Annotated in this window: 15 protein-coding genes; 6 read left to right on the forward strand and 9 right to left on the reverse strand. The window is 57.8% G+C overall.

Going from position 1 to position 16,682, the window contains the following annotated elements:
- Window positions 1-183: 183 nt before the first annotated feature.
- Window positions 184-789 (reverse strand): hypothetical protein, encoded by a 606-nt coding sequence (locus tag QRN48_RS04155; RefSeq protein ID WP_191945832.1) that lies wholly within the window; start codon window positions 787-789, stop codon window positions 184-186.
- 376 nt (window positions 790-1,165) lie between these two features.
- On the opposite strand from QRN48_RS04155, the gene QRN48_RS04160 reads away from it, so the two are divergent.
- The 3 genes from QRN48_RS04160 (at window position 1,166) to QRN48_RS04170 (ending at window position 3,497) form a co-directional block, all read left to right on the forward strand.
- Window positions 1,166-1,621 (forward strand): flavodoxin, encoded by a 456-nt coding sequence (locus QRN48_RS04160; protein WP_191945831.1) that lies wholly within the window; start codon window positions 1,166-1,168, stop codon window positions 1,619-1,621.
- Between the two features lie 256 nt (window positions 1,622-1,877).
- Complete coding sequence (locus QRN48_RS04165; protein ID WP_285349054.1) at window positions 1,878-2,786, forward strand: SDR family oxidoreductase; 909 nt, start codon at window positions 1,878-1,880, stop codon at window positions 2,784-2,786.
- Between the two features lie 186 nt (window positions 2,787-2,972).
- Window positions 2,973-3,497: a hypothetical protein gene (locus tag QRN48_RS04170; protein WP_191945829.1), complete on the forward strand. Its 525-nt coding sequence runs from the start codon at window positions 2,973-2,975 to the stop codon at window positions 3,495-3,497.
- 51 nt (window positions 3,498-3,548) lie between these two features.
- Here QRN48_RS04170 and QRN48_RS04175 read toward each other — a convergent pair whose 3' ends face one another.
- Window positions 3,549-3,947 (reverse strand): hypothetical protein, encoded by a 399-nt coding sequence (locus tag QRN48_RS04175; RefSeq protein WP_191945828.1) that lies wholly within the window; start codon window positions 3,945-3,947, stop codon window positions 3,549-3,551.
- 487 nt (window positions 3,948-4,434) lie between these two features.
- Between QRN48_RS04175 and QRN48_RS04180 the strand changes: the two genes are divergently transcribed.
- The gene (locus QRN48_RS04180) at window positions 4,435-7,911 is read left to right on the forward strand and encodes a dermonecrotic toxin domain-containing protein (protein WP_285349055.1); all 3,477 of its coding nucleotides are present in this window, start codon (window positions 4,435-4,437) and stop codon (window positions 7,909-7,911) included.
- On the opposite strand, the gene QRN48_RS04185 is transcribed toward QRN48_RS04180, so the two are convergent.
- A complete protein-coding gene (locus QRN48_RS04185; RefSeq protein WP_285349057.1) occupies window positions 7,908-8,711 on the reverse strand; it encodes a SirB1 family protein in 804 nt (267 codons plus the stop codon). The two genes, QRN48_RS04180 and QRN48_RS04185, sit on opposite strands and share 4 nt — an antisense overlap.
- 194 nt (window positions 8,712-8,905) lie before the next feature.
- Here QRN48_RS04185 and QRN48_RS04190 point away from each other — a divergent pair, with 194 nt between their 5' ends.
- Window positions 8,906-9,928 carry a Glu/Leu/Phe/Val dehydrogenase family protein gene (locus QRN48_RS04190; protein ID WP_037018403.1) on the forward strand — a complete coding sequence of 341 codons (1,023 nt, stop codon included), beginning with the start codon at window positions 8,906-8,908 and terminating at the stop codon, window positions 9,926-9,928.
- A gap of 37 nt (window positions 9,929-9,965) precedes the next feature.
- Here the strand turns inward: QRN48_RS04190 and QRN48_RS04195 are convergent, their stop codons facing one another.
- On the reverse strand, window positions 9,966-10,232 hold the full coding sequence (locus tag QRN48_RS04195; protein WP_037018406.1) for a YebG family protein: 267 nt from the start codon (window positions 10,230-10,232) through the stop codon (window positions 9,966-9,968).
- Between the two features lie 412 nt (window positions 10,233-10,644).
- Between QRN48_RS04195 and QRN48_RS04200 the strand changes: the two genes are divergently transcribed.
- The gene (locus QRN48_RS04200; RefSeq protein ID WP_037018408.1) at window positions 10,645-11,091 is read left to right on the forward strand and encodes a phosphate-starvation-inducible protein PsiE; all 447 of its coding nucleotides are present in this window, start codon (window positions 10,645-10,647) and stop codon (window positions 11,089-11,091) included.
- Between the two features lie 64 nt (window positions 11,092-11,155).
- On the opposite strand, the gene QRN48_RS04205 is transcribed toward QRN48_RS04200, so the two are convergent.
- The 5 genes from QRN48_RS04205 to QRN48_RS04225 all read right to left on the reverse strand — a co-directional run bounded on the left by QRN48_RS04205 (window position 11,156) and on the right by QRN48_RS04225 (window position 16,470).
- A complete protein-coding gene (locus QRN48_RS04205; protein ID WP_285349060.1) occupies window positions 11,156-12,448 on the reverse strand; it encodes an MFS transporter in 1,293 nt (430 codons plus the stop codon).
- Window positions 12,449-12,587: 139 nt separating this feature from the next.
- On the reverse strand, window positions 12,588-13,040 hold the full coding sequence (locus QRN48_RS04210; RefSeq protein ID WP_285349061.1) for a cupin domain-containing protein: 453 nt from the start codon (window positions 13,038-13,040) through the stop codon (window positions 12,588-12,590).
- A 120-nt stretch (window positions 13,041-13,160) separates the two neighbouring features.
- On the reverse strand, window positions 13,161-14,066 hold the full coding sequence (locus tag QRN48_RS04215) for a LysR family transcriptional regulator (protein ID WP_285349062.1): 906 nt from the start codon (window positions 14,064-14,066) through the stop codon (window positions 13,161-13,163).
- 29 nt (window positions 14,067-14,095) lie between these two features.
- Window positions 14,096-15,181, reverse strand: a complete 1,086-nt coding sequence (trmA, locus tag QRN48_RS04220; protein ID WP_285349063.1) for a tRNA (uridine(54)-C5)-methyltransferase TrmA — start codon at window positions 15,179-15,181, stop codon at window positions 14,096-14,098.
- On the reverse strand, window positions 15,178-16,470 hold the full coding sequence (locus QRN48_RS04225) for an NCS2 family permease (protein WP_191945820.1): 1,293 nt from the start codon (window positions 16,468-16,470) through the stop codon (window positions 15,178-15,180). The genes trmA and QRN48_RS04225 overlap by 4 nt, the downstream gene beginning before the upstream one ends.
- Window positions 16,471-16,682 lie beyond the last annotated feature (212 nt).

Consider the following 16,682-nt stretch of genomic DNA (forward strand, 5'->3'; position numbering starts at 1 on the left):
TATCTCCGATAAACAAGTGAGCTTCCCGGGTAGGGAAACCACGTGACACTGCGCCGGGGTGGTGGCACTGCGTCAGCTTCGCTGGAAAAAGCAAGCAAGGATTATTCCTGAATCTTGCGATAAAGCCAGAGGTGTTTGTCGGCGGGCTGCGAAAGGCGTTGGAGCCCGGTGGGGCCAGTAGTCTCAGAGGTGCATAGAAGGATGAATCTTGCGGTGCTCTTGAAGGATGTACTGGCGCAGGCGCTCCGTATCTTCCTTGCTGTTCTGACTCAGGCGATACGCGGCAAGCCCATGTTGGGTCAAGCGCTCAAAGGTACCGCGCAGTGCGATGGGAGCGTCGCCCAACGGCGTGAAAAAGGCAGCAAAGGACTTTGGCGGTTTGGTTTGCTTGCGTATCTCCAGCAGAATGCCCTTGAAGGAAATCTCATGAACCCACAGCGCCGTCGGTGAGCCTTTGTCGGTTTCAAGCGGCACCGGCTCGGGCAGGGTCAGGCGCCAGGGGCGAATCCGCGGGCCTTCTTCGAAGATGCTCGGTGCGCCCAACTCCAGGTGCAGCGCATGAAATTCGTCTTCCACCAAGTGGAGGGGAAAGGTCATTTGCTGATTGTCGAACTGAGCCTGGATCGTGACTTGCTCATGCGCCGCGAGGCGAGTGAGCAGATCCTGGATCTGCACGCCGCCATTCACCACCAGACTGCTGGATTTGTCCCGCAAATTCAGCGTGGGGTTGTGCTGCATCTTCTGGATGAACTCCAGTTCATCAGGCGTGAGGAGATTGTCGCGCTGCATGGCCAGGCTCGATTAACCGGTTATTGAGAAAGCAGACAGATCGTTCGCAGTTTGGTTGCGACCGCTCGTCAGTTGCTGAATGTTACCCCTTCAGGATTAGCATCTCCAGCCGAGCTTGCGCCACTTTGCTGCATAACTCGACCCCTTTGCGCCGGCCTGCATAACGTCGTCGCCGAACGAGCGAAGCCGGCATGGAAGGAGCCTGACTGATGGAGATTGGACAGGTGCTCACTGCTATCGTTGAAAATCATTTCTGGTAGCAGTTCGCTGGCGGTCCCCGATTGCTGCCAGACGGGTGATTCACAAAATCGCAACGCGAAATTCGGGACCCTGCTGCGGCATAATGCTCTGAAATTCTTACGTCACAGGATGAACAATGAAGGTCGCGATTATTGCAGGCTCGGTCTACGGCGCGGCGGAAGAAGTGGCTCGACATGCGCAACAGATCATTAAAAATGCAGGGTATGAGGTGTTGTTCAACCCGCGCGCCACGCTTGCCGAGTTGCAGGCGTTTGCGCCAGGCGCTCTTCTGGCGGTGAGTTCAACGACCGGAATGGGCGAGCTGCCGGACAACATCCAGCCGCTCTACCATCAGATCCGTGATGCCCTGCCCGCTGACTGGCGTGGGCTGCCCGGTGGAGTGATCGCATTGGGCGATGCGAGTTACGGCGATACCTTTTGTGCGGGCGGAGAATTGATGCGTGAGCTGTTCGGCGAACTGGGTATACGCGAGGTGCAGGAGATGCTGCGTCTGGATGCCAGCGAAACCGTCACGCCTGAAAGCGATGCCGAGCCTTGGCTTGCCGAGTTCATCAAGCACCTGAACGGCTGATGCCTGGTTAATGCTGCCTCGTGACGTGGCCGCTTGATGCTCTTGCCGTGGCCAGTTGCGACGACCCATTACCGGCGTGAGTACGGGCTCATCCATCCTTGGGCGTTATCGGCCATTATTCAGCGCGCCCCCTATTGATTGTGACCTGACAGCGAGTCGTTGACACTCGCTGACAGTTCGCCCGCTTATGCTGGTACTGACGCCTGACGGGCTCAGGACCCAGGATAGAGCCGGCATCATCATCAGGGGGAGCGACATGAGTGAGTCCATGGATTTCGAAGGCAAGGTAGTGATCGTCACCGGTGCGGGCGGCGGTCTTGGCCGCGCGCATGCCTTGCTGTTTGCGCGACACGGCGCGCGCGTGATCGTAAACGACCTCGGCGGTTCGGCCCACGGCGAAGGTGCCAATGCCTCGGCGGCGGATCGAGTGGTCGCGGAAATCCGCGATGAGCGCGGCGAAGCAGTCGCCAATCACGACTCGGTCACCGATGGCGACAAGATCGTTCAGAATGCGCTCGACACCTATGGCCGGGTGGACGTAGTGGTCAACAACGCAGGCATCCTGCGTGACAAAAGCTTCGCCAAAATGGAAGACACCGACTGGGACCTGGTTTACCGCGTTCACGTCGAAGGCGCCTACAAGGTCACCCGCGCTGCCTGGCACCATCTGCGAGCACAGAACTACGGACGCATCATCTTCACGTCGTCCACGTCTGGCATCTACGGCAATTTCGGTCAGGCCAACTACGGCATGGCCAAGCTTGGCCTCTACGGGTTGACGCGCACGCTCGCCATTGAAGGGCGCAAGAACAACATTCTGGTCAACGCCATCGCTCCGACCGGCGGGACCCGTATGACCGAAGGCTTGATCCCGGCCAGCGTGTTCGATCTGCTGAAGCCTGAGTTGGTCAGCCCGCTGGTGGTTTTTTTGGGCAGCGAGCAGTGCCCTGACAGCGGCGGGTTGTATGAAGTGGGTGGCGGCTGGATGGGCAAGGTCCGCTGGGAGCGTAGCCTGGGTGCCGGCTTTGACCCCCATGCAGGCTTCTCACCGCAAGATGTCGCGGCGCAATGGGCATCCATCAGTGACTTCAGCAACGCCGCGCATCCGGCGGACAGCGCCGAAGCTCTTAAAGAGATGATGGCGAATCTGCAGAGGTTCGGCTGATCAGTCGTTCGAATATACAAAGGCCAACTCGAGAGATCGATTTGGCCTTTTTTGTAGGAGCATTATTTGCGGCGATGTAGGACGGGTCTCTAAATAAGGCAATGATCCCGTCTTTGGCTTTTCAGCCTAAACCCAGCCTTCGATTACCCGACACCTCCTGAGAACAAGCGAATTTCAGGAGGTTTCATGATTGGCAATTTGAGTAAGGTCCAGGAGCGGTTAAGCGTTTATGTAGCCATACCGGACCAGCAATTCAAAGTCAGGTCCGGCCTCAGCCCCGAGGAGGAAGCGGTCAAGCAGAAGGTGCGTCAGTACTGGGCGGACGAGAACATTCCAGGCATCAAAAAACTGGAGGGGCTGAACATCAGCCTGAGCGGATTTGACCCGCGCAGGACCAGCAACAAAGAGCTGATGGAACTGGGCGTTCTGCTTGCCGAGCGAGGGATAATAGATGGGGATCTTATTGGTGCCATGTCGAGCATTGATGTCGAGTTCGACTCGATGGGGAATGAAATCAACATGGGTAAGGAGGTTAATGTATATGAGTTTTTCAGCAAGCAGCTTAGTCAGTTGCAGGAATCCATCAGAGACGGCAATGAGCATGCTCGAGGCGCCCTGGTTGAGCTAAAAACTTCTTTGTCTGTGGTGATGGCGTTGGAGGAATATATGAAGCGTCCTCGCGAGCGGTCATTGGTCAATATCCGCGCCTAAACGAGGGATAACGTCTGGGGCCATATCCGGCTAGCCCCAGGCGCTTGGTTATTACATGGGAACGACAAAGGCCCCGGTATAGCTGACTGACGTGTTGCTCTGTCGGTTATCGATTACCAGCCGAAATATGCCGGCTCCGAAACGGCCTGAAGGGTCGTACGTCGCTGCAGTGATGGAAGCCCAGCCGCCGTTTTTCAACTGCTGGACGATAACGGGGACTTGTCCTGACGCACCTTTCACGTTGAAATGATGGGAAGTAGTCCCGCACGTCACCTTATACGGCCCGTAGATCACCTTTTCTTGCTGTGCCCCTACGTGACCCGACGAAATTGCCCCGGACTTTTTCGTGCAGAAGTTGAAGGTATTTGCTGCAGGTTGCGCAGTTGCCGCACCGGCGAGCGACGTAAGGCATGCCGCCAGGGTCAGCGTAATCATTTTTTTTGTAAGCATCGTGAAGCTCCATTAATCATTCATTGAGTTATCAGGGTGGGGTGTTCTCACCTCACTGTGATGACTAATGTTTAAGCAGAAGTTTGAGTAGGAATGTTGCTTAATATGCTGTGGGATTTCTCTGAGCTTCTACATCTACCGAAACAATCGGCGTAGAAATTCTAAAAAACAGCCGCTGCAATCGTGTCCGCTAAATACGGCGACATTTGTTCAAATCAAAGTGCACCCAACGTGGGACCCCCGGATGACGAAAGCAATTCGATTCCATCCCGGCTCTTACTGACATCGCAACAGTAGGACAAGACTCTCGGCGGCCTTCCACTAGGTTTATTTCCTGCAAACCGCGTCGGTTCAACATCGTCAGCCAAGCAATATGTACCGCTTTCGATGCTCAGCAAAGGTCTGAAATGGAGCTCTCGAATGGTTTACGTTGTACTCATCGGCTGGATGCTGGTGGGCGTGGCCGTTCCTAATCGGAGCTGTATCCATGAATGATCTATCTGCTGTAATTCACTCCAACAGTACAGGTGCTGCTCAACAGCACACCGCTACTCAGCACCTTCTCGCCTTTACGACCGCCTGCTCGCAATGCACCTCGGTACTGGAAAACCTCCCTTCGCTTCGGGACGTCGCGTTCGACCGCCTTTCAGGTTTCCTGCGCGGGCGTGTACCGGTGTGGAACCCGGACATTATTTTTCTGAACGGTCCATCCGCGCCCCAAACGGCGCAAGGTTCGTGCTCGCTTACTGATGCACTAATTCAGGCAATGACGTTGGGAGCTAAAGCGTTCGATCCGAAAATCCAGGCTTTGTATTACCACCACGAGAGCGCCGAGGCGCAGCATCGGGTGGCAGAAAAAGACTTCATCACGATCAAGAGTGTTTTTAGTCAGGTCCTGGCCAAGTTTCCCGGGGCCTATCACGGGGCGCTCGCCTTGGCATGGGATAGCCATGAGACGTCACCGGCTGAAGGGAAAAGTGCAGCCCGCCACCAAGTCATCAGCAGGCATCATCAATCGGCACTCAATCACGACATCGAGTTTCAATTCACTGAGCAACGACTCAACAAGGAGGAGAAAAACCGCCTCGTACACGTACTCAGCCATCAACCCACTGGCGGGCTTTTCAAGATATCCCTGCGCCTGCCGGGTGAAATGACAGCACCACTGCTTTCGGTCTTCGCGGTCACACAGGACGAGAATGCTGCAGATGCGCGTCATACGTCCGGCCCATGCTATCTGCTCATGGCCGCAGGCGGGGTTGAACGGTATGAGTCCTTTTCTGAACTCAACAGCCAATTGGCTCGGCGACTGTCCGGCACATCGGGCCAAGACCCGTTGCTGAAAACCCTGTGTTTATCGGACTTGGCGCGGTTGCCTGAAAACCACGTCGTCGGCAACGATGACCTCGATTACGAGCCTTGTGTAGAGCCAATGCTGCACTGCCATGTGGCGGGCCTTCGTAACAAACAGGCCAGGGATTTCGATTTTCTGGTGCAACAGGCCAAAGCGAGCAGCGACAGCTACCCGGCTTTTTTGAAAAAGGTCAGTGAAGTGCAGGTGTGTGCTCATGTCGATGAGGCGATGGGGCATCGATTCAAGAGCCTTTCTGTACGTGCCGAGGACCTTGCTCAGCCGCAATGGCTGAAATACGCAGAGCCTGCGGATCGCGAGCTCTATGCGAAGCTCGATCGCCAATACACCGAGCGCAAGCAGGCCGTTGATGCCCTGATGGACGGGCTGGAATCGCTGGAGGTATTTGCCCGTAATGAGATTGGCCGCTATGTGCGCAAGCATCTGGGTTACTCGGTTGACGTGCAGCAGGTGATGATCCGCTTGTCGGACGAATTCGATATCCAAAGCGGTGCGTTCTCGATCCAAAACCGCAAATCACTGATTGAGTTCGCTATGCTCGGCCTGCCCACAGTTTCAGGCGACGGCGAGGTGATTCTCCCTGCGGTACATGCGAACCCTGCGTTCACATTCGGTTTTGTGAAGACAATGCTCAATGAACTGGATGTCCAGCGCCGCTACCGACAGCAGCTTAGAGGGCGGCTAACCCATGAGCGGACCCTGCGCGCCCTGACCCATAGGCGGGACGCTGCTCTGGCCCTTAGCACCATGGCTGCTTTGCTGCAAGGACACCTGGTGGGCGAGCGAAGCCTGGATCTGATTCATAGTGTGCGCGCGGACATTGTCCAAGACGATGTGGTGATGACCCTGGGGAGCCTGAAACTGGCCGTCAATGGCGTACGCTTCAAAGATATTCTGGTATTCCGTAGCCGGGATGCGGCAGGCGACGATCATTACGCGCTCTATGCACCCGGTGCGCCCGGCGGCCGGGACCTGTTTGGATTCAACTCATGGCGCCAGTTGTCCATTGAAGTCGGCCGCTGGCTGGCGACCGATGCGGGCGCCCGCTATTTGCTGGACCAAACCGCCATAACCGCTGAGCCTGACCATTCCGACTTCCTGGAAAAAGTGCGTCGCAAGGGCACGTTATGGAGTGAGTCCAGTGTGGTGTTCCACGAGCTGGACGGCGACAACTTCGAAGAGCGCCTCTCAGATGCTGTTAGCCATAAGGTCGAGCGGGCCCTGACGCGTGATGAAGCCGCCCTTGTAGGGTTCACCATGGAAACCGCCTATGCGAATCGTGGCGCCCTTGCGTTGCTTGAGCATCGGGTCAGTGAATTGAATAAGGCCTTTGTACACACCACCCAGGCGATCGTGTCTTTTGAACAATTTGCCAGGCGCGAAGGCAGCAAGCTGCTTAATGATTACATCCGTGGCGAAGGCATCGGCGAGCAAGTCGATACCGATACGATCTTCGTGGATCTGGACAACGCCGATTACGTCGCGACCCCGGACTTCACCCAGTACTCCCGGCTCAGGTCCTTGACCAGCCTGTTCATGGAAGGGTTCTCGGATCAGTACGCGTTCGATCCTAAGGTACCTATGTACTCCTCGGTGGGGCAGGACTTGAAGGCACTGCCCTTGTACTTTGTCCAACGAGTGGACAAGGCGTTGCGTGAGGCGGCGTTGGGTGAGCGTTACATCCAGTGGATCGAGCAGGAATTCCTGAACTCGTCTCACGAGCAGTACGGCTATCGCCGAGCATTGTTCGGCAGGCGTCTACAGTTCGATATGCGCTTGGCAGCAATGCGGGAGTTTTTAAAAGGTCATCTATCCACCGCGCAGTACCAATGGCTGGTACAGCTGATTGTTTCGCTGGATAAACAGGTGCTGGAGCAAAACAAAGGATTGCAGGACCGTACCAAGCGCAGTAGTGCAGCCATGTTCCGCTTGGGCGGTTACATCGTTCAAGGGGTGTATATGCTTCGCAATTTCAGCACCCCGGATGGCGACTTCAATCTGTTATATACGCCCGACGCTCCGGACGGCGTCAGTTTCAGAAAACTGACTAACTATGTGGAACTCTTGCGTTCGCCTGACATGCGCCGCTATTACTACCTTCGTGTTCCGTACAAGGGACAACCCACTGTCGGGTCTCTCTTTGATGCAATGGACCGCAACCTCCCGGGGCGGTGGATTACTATTGAAAACCTGGAGCATCAGAACACCGATCGGGTCACGGACATCCACGATCTTTACGACGAACAGATCAGTCGGATCGTTGCCGATGTCGATGCCCAGACCAGGAGTAAGACGGAGCGCTGGATTGAAAAGACTTATTCTATTGTAAGGCTGCTCGGGGCCGCGCTGCTGATGCCGTTCCCCGGCGCAGCCCTCGCATGGACGGGGCTTCACCTGACCATCGATATGCAACGGGGTTTGCTCGCCTATCACGACGGCGACCGCGCGACCGCGTCCTGGTTTTTTGGGGCCGCAGTCTATGGAACACTAATGGGAGGCGCCGGCGTCAAGACAGTCGTTACCCATGATAAGACGCTGATTGTAAAGGTCGGCCAGTGGGCAGTGAAAAAACTGGCCGCCCAGACCGGTTAATGAATAGCGCGCCCGCTAGGCAGCGACTGTAAACGCTGCGTCAGGCGCAGTTTCTGCACCGGATCTTCACTCAACATTAATGCATGCTCCAGATCGAAGCGTTCGGCCTGCGGGCAATCCAGATGCTGGTACAGGCTGGCGCGAGCGAGATAATCGCTGGTGTTGGCCTGACCCAGTTCCATCACCCGCGTTGCATCCTTGAGTGCCGCGATCAAGTCGTCGTTTAACTGGTGCAAATAGCGCAGGTTTCGCGACAAGCGTTGAAGCATTGCCGCAGGGGTTGCGGTTGTCATGTGCTCGGCCATCAATGGCACGTTCGGGCCGAATTGACGCAGCAGCAACTCCCGGCAGTCCTTTGGGTACAGCCTGCGCCCGCCGCAGGGGTCAAGCGAATGATCGGCACGTGGCACACGCAGCAGAAAGTGCCCAGGGAAATTAACCCCTTCAAGTGGAATATCGAGACGCTTGGCAATGTGCAGTGCAACCAATGCCAGCCCCAGCGGCTGACCTCGACGCCGCTCAATGATCTTGTGAAGCATCGCCGCTTGAGGCTTGGGTTGAGCGGCATCGTCCTGTTGGAAACCCAGTGCCGCCAGTTGCCGCAGCAAAGGCTGAGCGAGTTCAGTCGCCGGCAGCATGGGAAGCGCAGCGCCGATGCTGCGCTCCAGCGTGGCCAGTTGGTCGTGGAAGGCCTGGAAATCAACCTGTTCATCGTGTTCTGCCGCAATCCACAAGGCCGCTTCAAACGTGGACGGCGGATTCTGCTGCAGATAGGCAAGGCATTGCTGGCGCGGACTCATCGACTTCTCCGGCGGTATCGGGCGACGCGAAAACTTAACCAATGGCTCTGTTTTATCCCCTGACTGGCGCCTTCGTCCAGCGATGATTCGTCGCCGGGGCCCAGTAACTGTCCCTCGTCAGGATGCCGCGGCAGGTGCCTTCCTTTTTTCATCCAGCGCCTATACTCGCCAGTACGAAAAAGGGAGCAGTGCCCATGTTCGCTCTCATGCAAAGCTCACGCGTGCAATCACTGCACATGATGGTCGAGCCCGGTACCGGCTTGAAGGCGGTGATCGCGATCCACAGCAGCCGAAAAGGCCCAGCGCTCGGCGGCTGTCGCTACCTATCCTATCCAACTGAAGAGAGCGCTGTAGAGGACGCCATTCAACTGGCCAGGAACATGAGCTACAAGGCTGTCCTTGCGGGGTTATCTCTGGGCGGAGGGACGGCAGTGATCATGCGTCCGGCTCATGTACCGGACAGGGCTGCCTTGTTTGAGGCCTTCGGGCGTTTTGTCGAAAGCCTGGACGGCCGGTACATCACGGCCATGGACAGCGGTACATCGAGGGAGGATATGGATTGCATTGCGCAATGCACTCGACACGTCACCAGCACCACCGCGGTGGGCGACCCCTCGGCACACACCGCGCTGGGTTTATATACGGGGATTCGCACCACTGCGATGGCCCGGCTGGGAAGCGATAACCTGGAAGGCTTGCGGGTAGCGATACAGGGCTTGGGGCATGTAGGATATGCGCTGGCTGAACAACTGCATGCGGCGGGCGCCGAGCTCTTGGTTGCAGATCTGGACAGCGGCAAAGTCCAGCTCGCCATGGAGCAATTCGGTGCTAAACCGATTGCCAGTGAAGCGTTGCTCAGCACACCCTGCGACATTCTCGCGCCCTGCGGGCTGGGCGGGGTCCTGAACAGTCACAGCGTTGCCAAGTTGCGTTGCGCTGCTGTCGCGGGTGGCGCGAATAACCAGCTCAGCTGTGCCGCCATTGCCGATCAACTGGAAGCGCGCGGCATTCTGTACGCCCCGGACTATGTCATCAACTCTGGAGGCCTCATCTATGTGGCGCTTCAGCACCAGGGGGCAACTGACGGAACGATCACCGCACATCTCTCGCAGATCGGCACTCGGCTGACTGAAGTATTTGCCCATGCCCAGGCTGAAAAGCGCTCCCCCGCGCGCGTCGCAGATGCGCTGGCAGAGCGGCTACTCGATCAGGAATGAACCGCAGCGTCTTGCCCCGCAATCTCAAGCCGTGCGATTACTCTGCCTCTTGCTCCGTGGGTGTCAGCTCATTGAGGGCCAAGGCGTTGTTCTTGAAAGCCGCAGCGAAAACCGCGCGGTTTTTGGCCATGAAGATACTGGCATCTTCGGCGTGTTTTTCGGTAAGACCGGCAACATTCTTCATCAACACGTCGGTAAGCAGTTCTGCCAGTTCCAGCATCTGATCATGGGCATCGGCGAGTTTGCGGTCCACGAACGTAGTCTCCAAATCACGGGTACTGCGGTAAAGGGTTTCAACAGCCATTGTCGGCCTCGTCGTCATTTCCAGAGTTGTTAGGGATCAGCTCGCGCGGTTGGCGCACATGGCCGAAAGGTGATGCCAGACAGCACGCGCTGTCTTTTTACTGTCTATTTATACAGTGCGCAGCATAGGTGAATCATTAGAGCTTGGGTAGGGGCCGCCTTCACTTTTTGCCGATCATCCGGTTGCGACATCCGGTCACGTTCCCAGCGCGGGCTAATGGCCCTATTAATGCTAGCTACTGTCGAGCCGCGCGCGAGCGGATGTCACGTGCGCGCCCTACGCTTCATCTGAACTGCTCAAGGAATTACGTCGTGAAAACTGGCTCGGCTCAACGTCAGCGCTTTTTGGCATGCGGGTGCGCCGCAAGGCGTCGCTTCACCAACAGTTCTGGCTTATGGACGGGAGGCGCGCGATGGGCAGCGTGAAGTGGGCAGACCGGATGCGGGCTAAGCTCCATGGCGGCGCCAACAGCCTGGGTAACCTTGCGGTTGAGGCGTTTCATTATCTGGCTCTGTTCGGCATCGGCGCGGTCACTGCGTATGCAGCGATAAAGGCATTTATCGGCATGCTTGGGCAGGAGTACATCGCCGTGGATGACATCCTGCTGCTGTTCATCTACCTGGAATTGGGTGCGATGGTCGGCATCTATTTCAAAACCAACCACATGCCCCTGCGGTTCCTGCTCTACATCGGGGTCACGGCACTTATCCGTTTGCTGATAAGCGACGTCTCGCATCACAAGGCGCCGGACATGGGCATCATTTACGTCTGTGGCGGCGTACTGTTGCTGGCGTTTTCAATCCTGGTGGTGAGGTACTCGTCGTCGAGGTATCCCTCGGTTCAGGAGAAAGTGGAGTAGGGCGCGCGACTGGGCGCATTCCAATGCGCCCGCCTCACGTGCGAGCCCTCTGGGCCCGCCTTCCTCAGACCCGAGCAGTCTGCCTCTCGGTGGTTTCGGCTGGCGAGGCGTCGGCGAAGTGGTTGACCTGACGCAACGCTTTGAAGCCGACCATCCATGCACCCACAACCCCCAAGGTACATAGCCCGCCGATGATCGCCGCAGGAACGGCGCCCCAGAGCGCGGCGCTGCTGCCGGCGCGAAACTCGCCCAGTTCGTTGGACGAGCCGATGAACAGCATGTTCACCGCATTCACCCGTCCGCGCATGTCGTCCGGCGTCGAAAACTGCACCAGCGTGGAGCGGATATAGACGCTGACCATGTCCGCCGCACCGGCGATCATCAACGCCAGCAGCGACAGCCAGAACAGCGTCGACAGCGCGAACACCAGATTGGCCACTCCAAAGACCGCAACGGCAATGAACATGACCATGCCGACATGCCGGTCAAAAGGTCGAAAACTCAGGTACAGACCGGTGGTGACCTCGCCGAGGCTCATGGCACTGCGCAGCGCACCCAGCCCCTGCGGACCGAGGTGCAACACTTCATGAGCGTAGATGGGCAATAGCGCTACCACGCCGCCGAGCAGCACGGCGAACAGGTCAAGCGAAATGGTCCCGAGGATGATCGGCCGCGAGCGAATAAAGGCGATGCCTGCGGTGAACCGCTTCCAGGCTGTTGATTCCAGGATCTGCTTCTTGCCGGCATAAAGCACCGGCACACGGATGAGCAACAACACGCCGGCGATAAAGCTGGCCATGCACACCGAGTAGGTGAGCCCGCCGCCACCAGCAGCATATAAACCGCCGCCGACCAGAGGCCCGGCGATGGTAGCGATGCGCATGATCATGCTATTGGTGGCAATCGCCGAGGCGAGTTTTTCACGGGGCACCACCTGTGGCAGCAGGCTCTGCAATGCGGGACCTGTGAAGGCTCGTGCGCAGCCGAACAGCGCCAAAGTGGCGTAAATCAGTCGAGTGTCCTGATGGTGCGTGACCGAAAACAGCATCAGCATCAGGCTGCACACCGCCTGAACCGACCAACTGATGGTCAGGATCAGCTTGCGATCATAACGGTCAATAAGGTCGCCAGCGGGCATCAACAGCAGCAGCATCGGAATGAACTGCGCCAGGCCGACATAGGCGAGCGAGATCGGGCTGCGGGTCATGTCGTAGACCTGCCAGGCGACGACGACCGCTTGAATCTGCATGGCAAATACAGCCGCGAGACGCGCGGTCAGAAACGCGAAAAAGCCGGGCAGACGCAGGGCGCTTTTGGCAGACGATTCGGAAGATGAAGCGGGCGGTTCGGAACTCAAGGCGGGGCATCCATCGCAGTAAAAGACGGCTGACTGTTATACACCGGTAAGCGTGTGTATGCCTGTAGCTGTCAGAACTTTAATGGAGTAGCGACGTGCAAACGGCAACCGAAGACCGTCGGCTGCCGAGCCTTTACCGTTAACCTTTCACTGGAACCAGATCGAAATTGTTGTCCTGGTACTGGAACAACAGACAATCTTCGCCCGCTGCGCAGCCGCTTTCATGGACTCGCCTGGCAGGCAGATTATAAAAAGAGCCTGCCGGATACTCGGTCCGCTTGCCGTCGATGACCGCATAGAAAGTACCTGCCATCACAACGGTGGGGAGTGCCTGGCTGTGGAGGTGCAGACCATTGTCGGTACCGGCCTTGAAGGTCACGAAGGCGGAGTAGAAGCCTTTGCCTTTGCTCAGAATGTCGCCTTCGGTATTGGCATAACCCACGGCGCCTTGAGTTCCTGGAACCTCTTGCCACTTCAACTGAGCGACGGGCAGTGAGACCACCGAGTCGGGCACATTATTTGCGGCAATAGCCGCTGTTGCGATCACCAACAAGGCGAGACTTGCGCTGGTCATTTTCTTCAGGTGTTTCATGGTGGAGCCCTCTATGGTTTGGAATAGTGGGCGATGTTAGGGCGTGAAACGGTGCACATATACGGCATCAATCAAGCATGACCTGTGCAATAACGGCACAGGCTTCTTCTTGAAGCGTGATCAGCTTACCCACTGGGGCACGGCGTAATATTGCTGGGCGTAATCCAGAAAGACTCGCACTTTGGGCGTTACATACCGACTCTGCGGATACAGTGCGTACAACGAGCGCGAACGTTGCGTCCATTGCGGCAGCACGTGCGTCAGGCGGCCGTCCGCCAGAGCATCGTGGACAATGAAGCGGTCGAAGCTGGCGATCCCCAACCCCGCAATCGCGGCGGCTCGAAGCGCCATGGGCGAGTTGGCGCTGAGCCGGGCCGGCATGTTTATCTCAAGCTGCTGAGCATCCGGACCTGTCAACTGCAGCAGGTTTGGCTGGGTCAGGCGGTTGTAGACCAGAAGCGGATGCTGGCTCAGCGTTTCAGGCTTCAGCGCCGACACCTGACGCTTTAGATAGGCGGGTGCTGCCACCAGGATGACTTCACTCAAACTGAGTCGCCGAGCCACCAGGCTGGAGTCGGGCAGATAATCCGTCACGCGCAGGCACAGATCGACGCCTTCCTCGAGTAAATCCACAAGTTGATCCGTGCAGGTCAGTTCAATATTCAGATGTGGGTAGAGTTCGACAAATCCTGCCAGCCAGCGCCCCAATTCAAGTTCTCCGAACGCCGTGCCCACATTCAAGCGCAAAGTGCCACTGGGCTGCTCGTGATGCTCGGCCAGCTGCAACGCCATGCTGTCCATCTGTTCGAGAATGTGCGCGCAATGGCGATAGAAGAGCCCGCCCGCCTCAGTCAGTTGCAGGCGGCGGGTGGTTCGGTGCAGCAGCTGAGTGCCAAACTGGCGTTCGAGGTTTTTGACCTGCCGAGACAATACCGTGTGCGACTGCCCGGTGAGCTGGGCCGCCGCACTGAACCCGCCGCTGTCCACCACCCGGCGGAACGCTTGCATCGCGCTGAGGGTGTCCATTCCTTTGGTTCTCCTGATGGGCAGTACGGTCAGCGACGAACCAGCAGCACACCTGATTCCATGTGATGGGTGTAGGGGAATTGATCAAACAGCGCACACCGTTCGACCCGGTGGGTGTCGTGCAACTGAGCGATATTGGCGGCCAATGTCTCCGGGTTGCAGGAGATATACACAATGCGCTCAAAGCGTCGCGTCAGTTCGCAGGTGTCGGTGTCCATGCCTGCGCGGGGTGGGTCAACGAACACACTGCCAAAATCGTAGCTCTTCAGATCGATACCCGCCAGACGACGAAACGGGCGCACGTCATTCAGGGCCTCGGTCAGCTCTTCGGCCGACAGACGCACCAATGAGACATTATCCACTGCGTTGTCTGCCAGGTTGCTCAGCGCCGCATTCACCGAAGTCTTGCTGATCTCGGTGGCCAGCACCTTGCGCACCCGCGTCGCGAGTGGCAGCGTGAAGTTGCCGTTGCCGCAATACAGCTCGAGCAAATCATCCTCCCGCTCACCGAGCGCGTCGTAGGCCCAAGTCAGCATTTTCTGGTTCACGGTGCCGTTGGGCTGGGTGAACGCGCCTTCCGGCTGACGATAACGGAAGGTCCGCCCGGCGACTTCAAGCTCTTCGGTGACGTAATCCCGACCGATGACCAGACGCTGTCCCTTTGAACGGCCGATCACGCTGACCTTCAAATCGGCCGCCAACTGCTCGGCTTCGCGTTGCCAGGCGTCATCCAGAGGGCGGTGATAGCACAGGGTAATCATCCCGTCACCGGCCAGCGTGGTCAGGAAGTCCACCTGGAACAGCTTGTGGTTGAGCGTCTTGCTGGCTTCCCAGCGATCCCGCAGCACGGGCATCAGCGCGTTGATCTGCTCGCTGGCGATAGGGAAATCATTGATCAGGATCGGCGTGTGCTTATCGCCCGGTGTGAACATGGCGTAATGGCGCTTGCCGTCATCGCGCCACAAACGAAACTCGGCGCGCAGGCGGTAATGCTCGCGTGGCGAATCGAAGACGTGAGGCTCTGGCGCCTCGAACGGCGCCAGCAGCTCGCGCAGGCGTGCGGTCTTCGCATCGAGTTGAGCGGTGTAGCTCGCGGGGTCGAACGTAGAACTCATGGATAAAAGCCCAGCTTGATCACGAACAGAACCGAGAGCACGACCAGTGCCGGATTCAGCTCGCGGCCGCGACCCGCCAACAGCTTGATCACGGTCCAGGAAATGAAGCCAAAAGCGATGCCATTGGCGATTGAATAAGTGAACGGCATGGCCAGCGCGGTGATCACGACGGGGGCTGCTTCCGTGATGTCGTCCCAGTTGATTTCGGCAAGGCCCGAGGTCATCAACACGGCGACGAACAGCAGGGCAGGTGCGGTGGCAAAGGCCGGGACACTGCCTGCCAGTGGCGCGAAAAACAGGGCTAGCAAAAACAGTACGGCAACCACGATGGCGGTCAAGCCCGTCCGCCCGCCGGCGCTTACGCCTGCAGCCGACTCAATGTAACTGGTGGTGGTCGATGTGCCCAACAAGGAACCGGCCATTGCCGCGGTGCTGTCAGCGATCAGCGCACGTCCCATTTTAGGCATGTGCCCGTCCTTGCCCATCAGGCCGGCGCGCTTGGCGACGCCGATCAAGGTGCCGGAGTTGTCGAACAGATCCACAAACAGGAACGAGAAAATTACGCTGACCAGACCGATGTTCAGCGCGCCCGGGATGTCCAGTTGAAGGAAGGTCGGTGCCAGGGACGGTGGCATCGACATCACGCCGCCAAACGGCGAGTAGCCCAGGGCAATCGACACGATGGTCACCGCCAAAATGCCGATGAGTACGGCGCCGCGCACTTTCAGGGCCTCCAGACCAACGATCAGGGCAAAGCCCAGTGCCGCAAGGATTGGCGCCGGTTTGGCGAGATCGCCAAGGCCGACCATGGTGGCCGGGTTGCTGACCACGATGCCTGCGTTGTGCAGCGCGATCAGCGCCAGAAATAGGCCGATGCCGGCTGCAATGGCCGAGCGCAGCGGCAATGGAATGCTGTTGATGATCCATTCGCGGATGCGGAAGATCGACAGCAGAAAAAACATCACCGCCGAGATGAACACCGCGCCCAGCGCTACCTGCCACGTGTGGCCCATGTGCAGGACCACGGTGTAAGTGAAGAAGGCGTTCAGGCCCATCCCCGGCGCAAGGGCGATCGGGTAGTTGGCGATCAGGCCCATTACGGTGGAACCGATGGCCGCCGCCAGGCAGGTCGCAACGAAAATCGCGCCCTTGTCCATGCCGGTTTCGCCAAGGATGCTCGGGTTCACGAACAGGATGTAGGCCATCGCGAGAAAGGTCGTGATCCCGGCCAGAATTTCGGTGCGCACATTGGTGTTATGTGCCCTGAGTTGAAACAACCGCTCCAGCATTTAAGGCTCCCCGGTGACGCCTCGCGTCATTTATGTAGTCGACTGAAACAGCAAAGCACAGCTCACCGAAACGGCTTGCACAAATTCTGCCAGTTGCAAAAAGCCGCGCATCATACCAGCAGCTCCGGGCGATGGGGCCCGGCGCTTGTCGTCGAATTGCAAAAGTCCGAATCGCCGTTGGCAGCAAGATGGCGACGCTGCGGCAAAACGCC

The sequence above is a fragment of the Pseudomonas sp. ME-P-057 genome, assembly GCF_030208975.1.
Classification (GTDB): domain Bacteria; phylum Pseudomonadota; class Gammaproteobacteria; order Pseudomonadales; family Pseudomonadaceae; genus Aquipseudomonas; species Aquipseudomonas lutea.

Bases quoted from the DNA above. Each gene is read 5' to 3' on its own strand.
- trmA (WP_285349063.1), bottom strand. From the start codon at position 15,181: ATGAGTTCTACGTTCGACCCCGCGAGCTACACCGCTCAACTCGATGCG.
- QRN48_RS04170 (WP_191945829.1), top strand. From the start codon at position 2,973: ATGATTGGCAATTTGAGTAAGGTCCAGGAGCGGTTAAGCGTTTATGTA.
- QRN48_RS04195 (WP_037018406.1), bottom strand. From the start codon at position 10,232: ATGGCTGTTGAAACCCTTTACCGCAGTACCCGTGATTTGGAGACTACG.
- QRN48_RS04180 (WP_285349055.1), top strand. From the start codon at position 4,435: ATGAATGATCTATCTGCTGTAATTCACTCCAACAGTACAGGTGCTGCT.
- QRN48_RS04185 (WP_285349057.1), bottom strand. From the start codon at position 8,711: ATGAGTCCGCGCCAGCAATGCCTTGCCTATCTGCAGCAGAATCCGCCG.
- QRN48_RS04215 (WP_285349062.1), bottom strand. From the start codon at position 14,066: ATGGACACCCTCAGCGCGATGCAAGCGTTCCGCCGGGTGGTGGACAGC.
- QRN48_RS04200 (WP_037018408.1), top strand. From the start codon at position 10,645: ATGGGCAGCGTGAAGTGGGCAGACCGGATGCGGGCTAAGCTCCATGGC.
- QRN48_RS04160 (WP_191945831.1), top strand. From the start codon at position 1,166: ATGAAGGTCGCGATTATTGCAGGCTCGGTCTACGGCGCGGCGGAAGAA.
- QRN48_RS04190 (WP_037018403.1), top strand. From the start codon at position 8,906: ATGTTCGCTCTCATGCAAAGCTCACGCGTGCAATCACTGCACATGATG.
- QRN48_RS04210 (WP_285349061.1), bottom strand. From the start codon at position 13,040: ATGAAACACCTGAAGAAAATGACCAGCGCAAGTCTCGCCTTGTTGGTG.
- QRN48_RS04165 (WP_285349054.1), top strand. From the start codon at position 1,878: ATGAGTGAGTCCATGGATTTCGAAGGCAAGGTAGTGATCGTCACCGGT.
- QRN48_RS04225 (WP_191945820.1), bottom strand. From the start codon at position 16,470: ATGCTGGAGCGGTTGTTTCAACTCAGGGCACATAACACCAATGTGCGC.
- QRN48_RS04175 (WP_191945828.1), bottom strand. From the start codon at position 3,947: ATGCTTACAAAAAAAATGATTACGCTGACCCTGGCGGCATGCCTTACG.
- QRN48_RS04155 (WP_191945832.1), bottom strand. From the start codon at position 789: ATGCAGCGCGACAATCTCCTCACGCCTGATGAACTGGAGTTCATCCAG.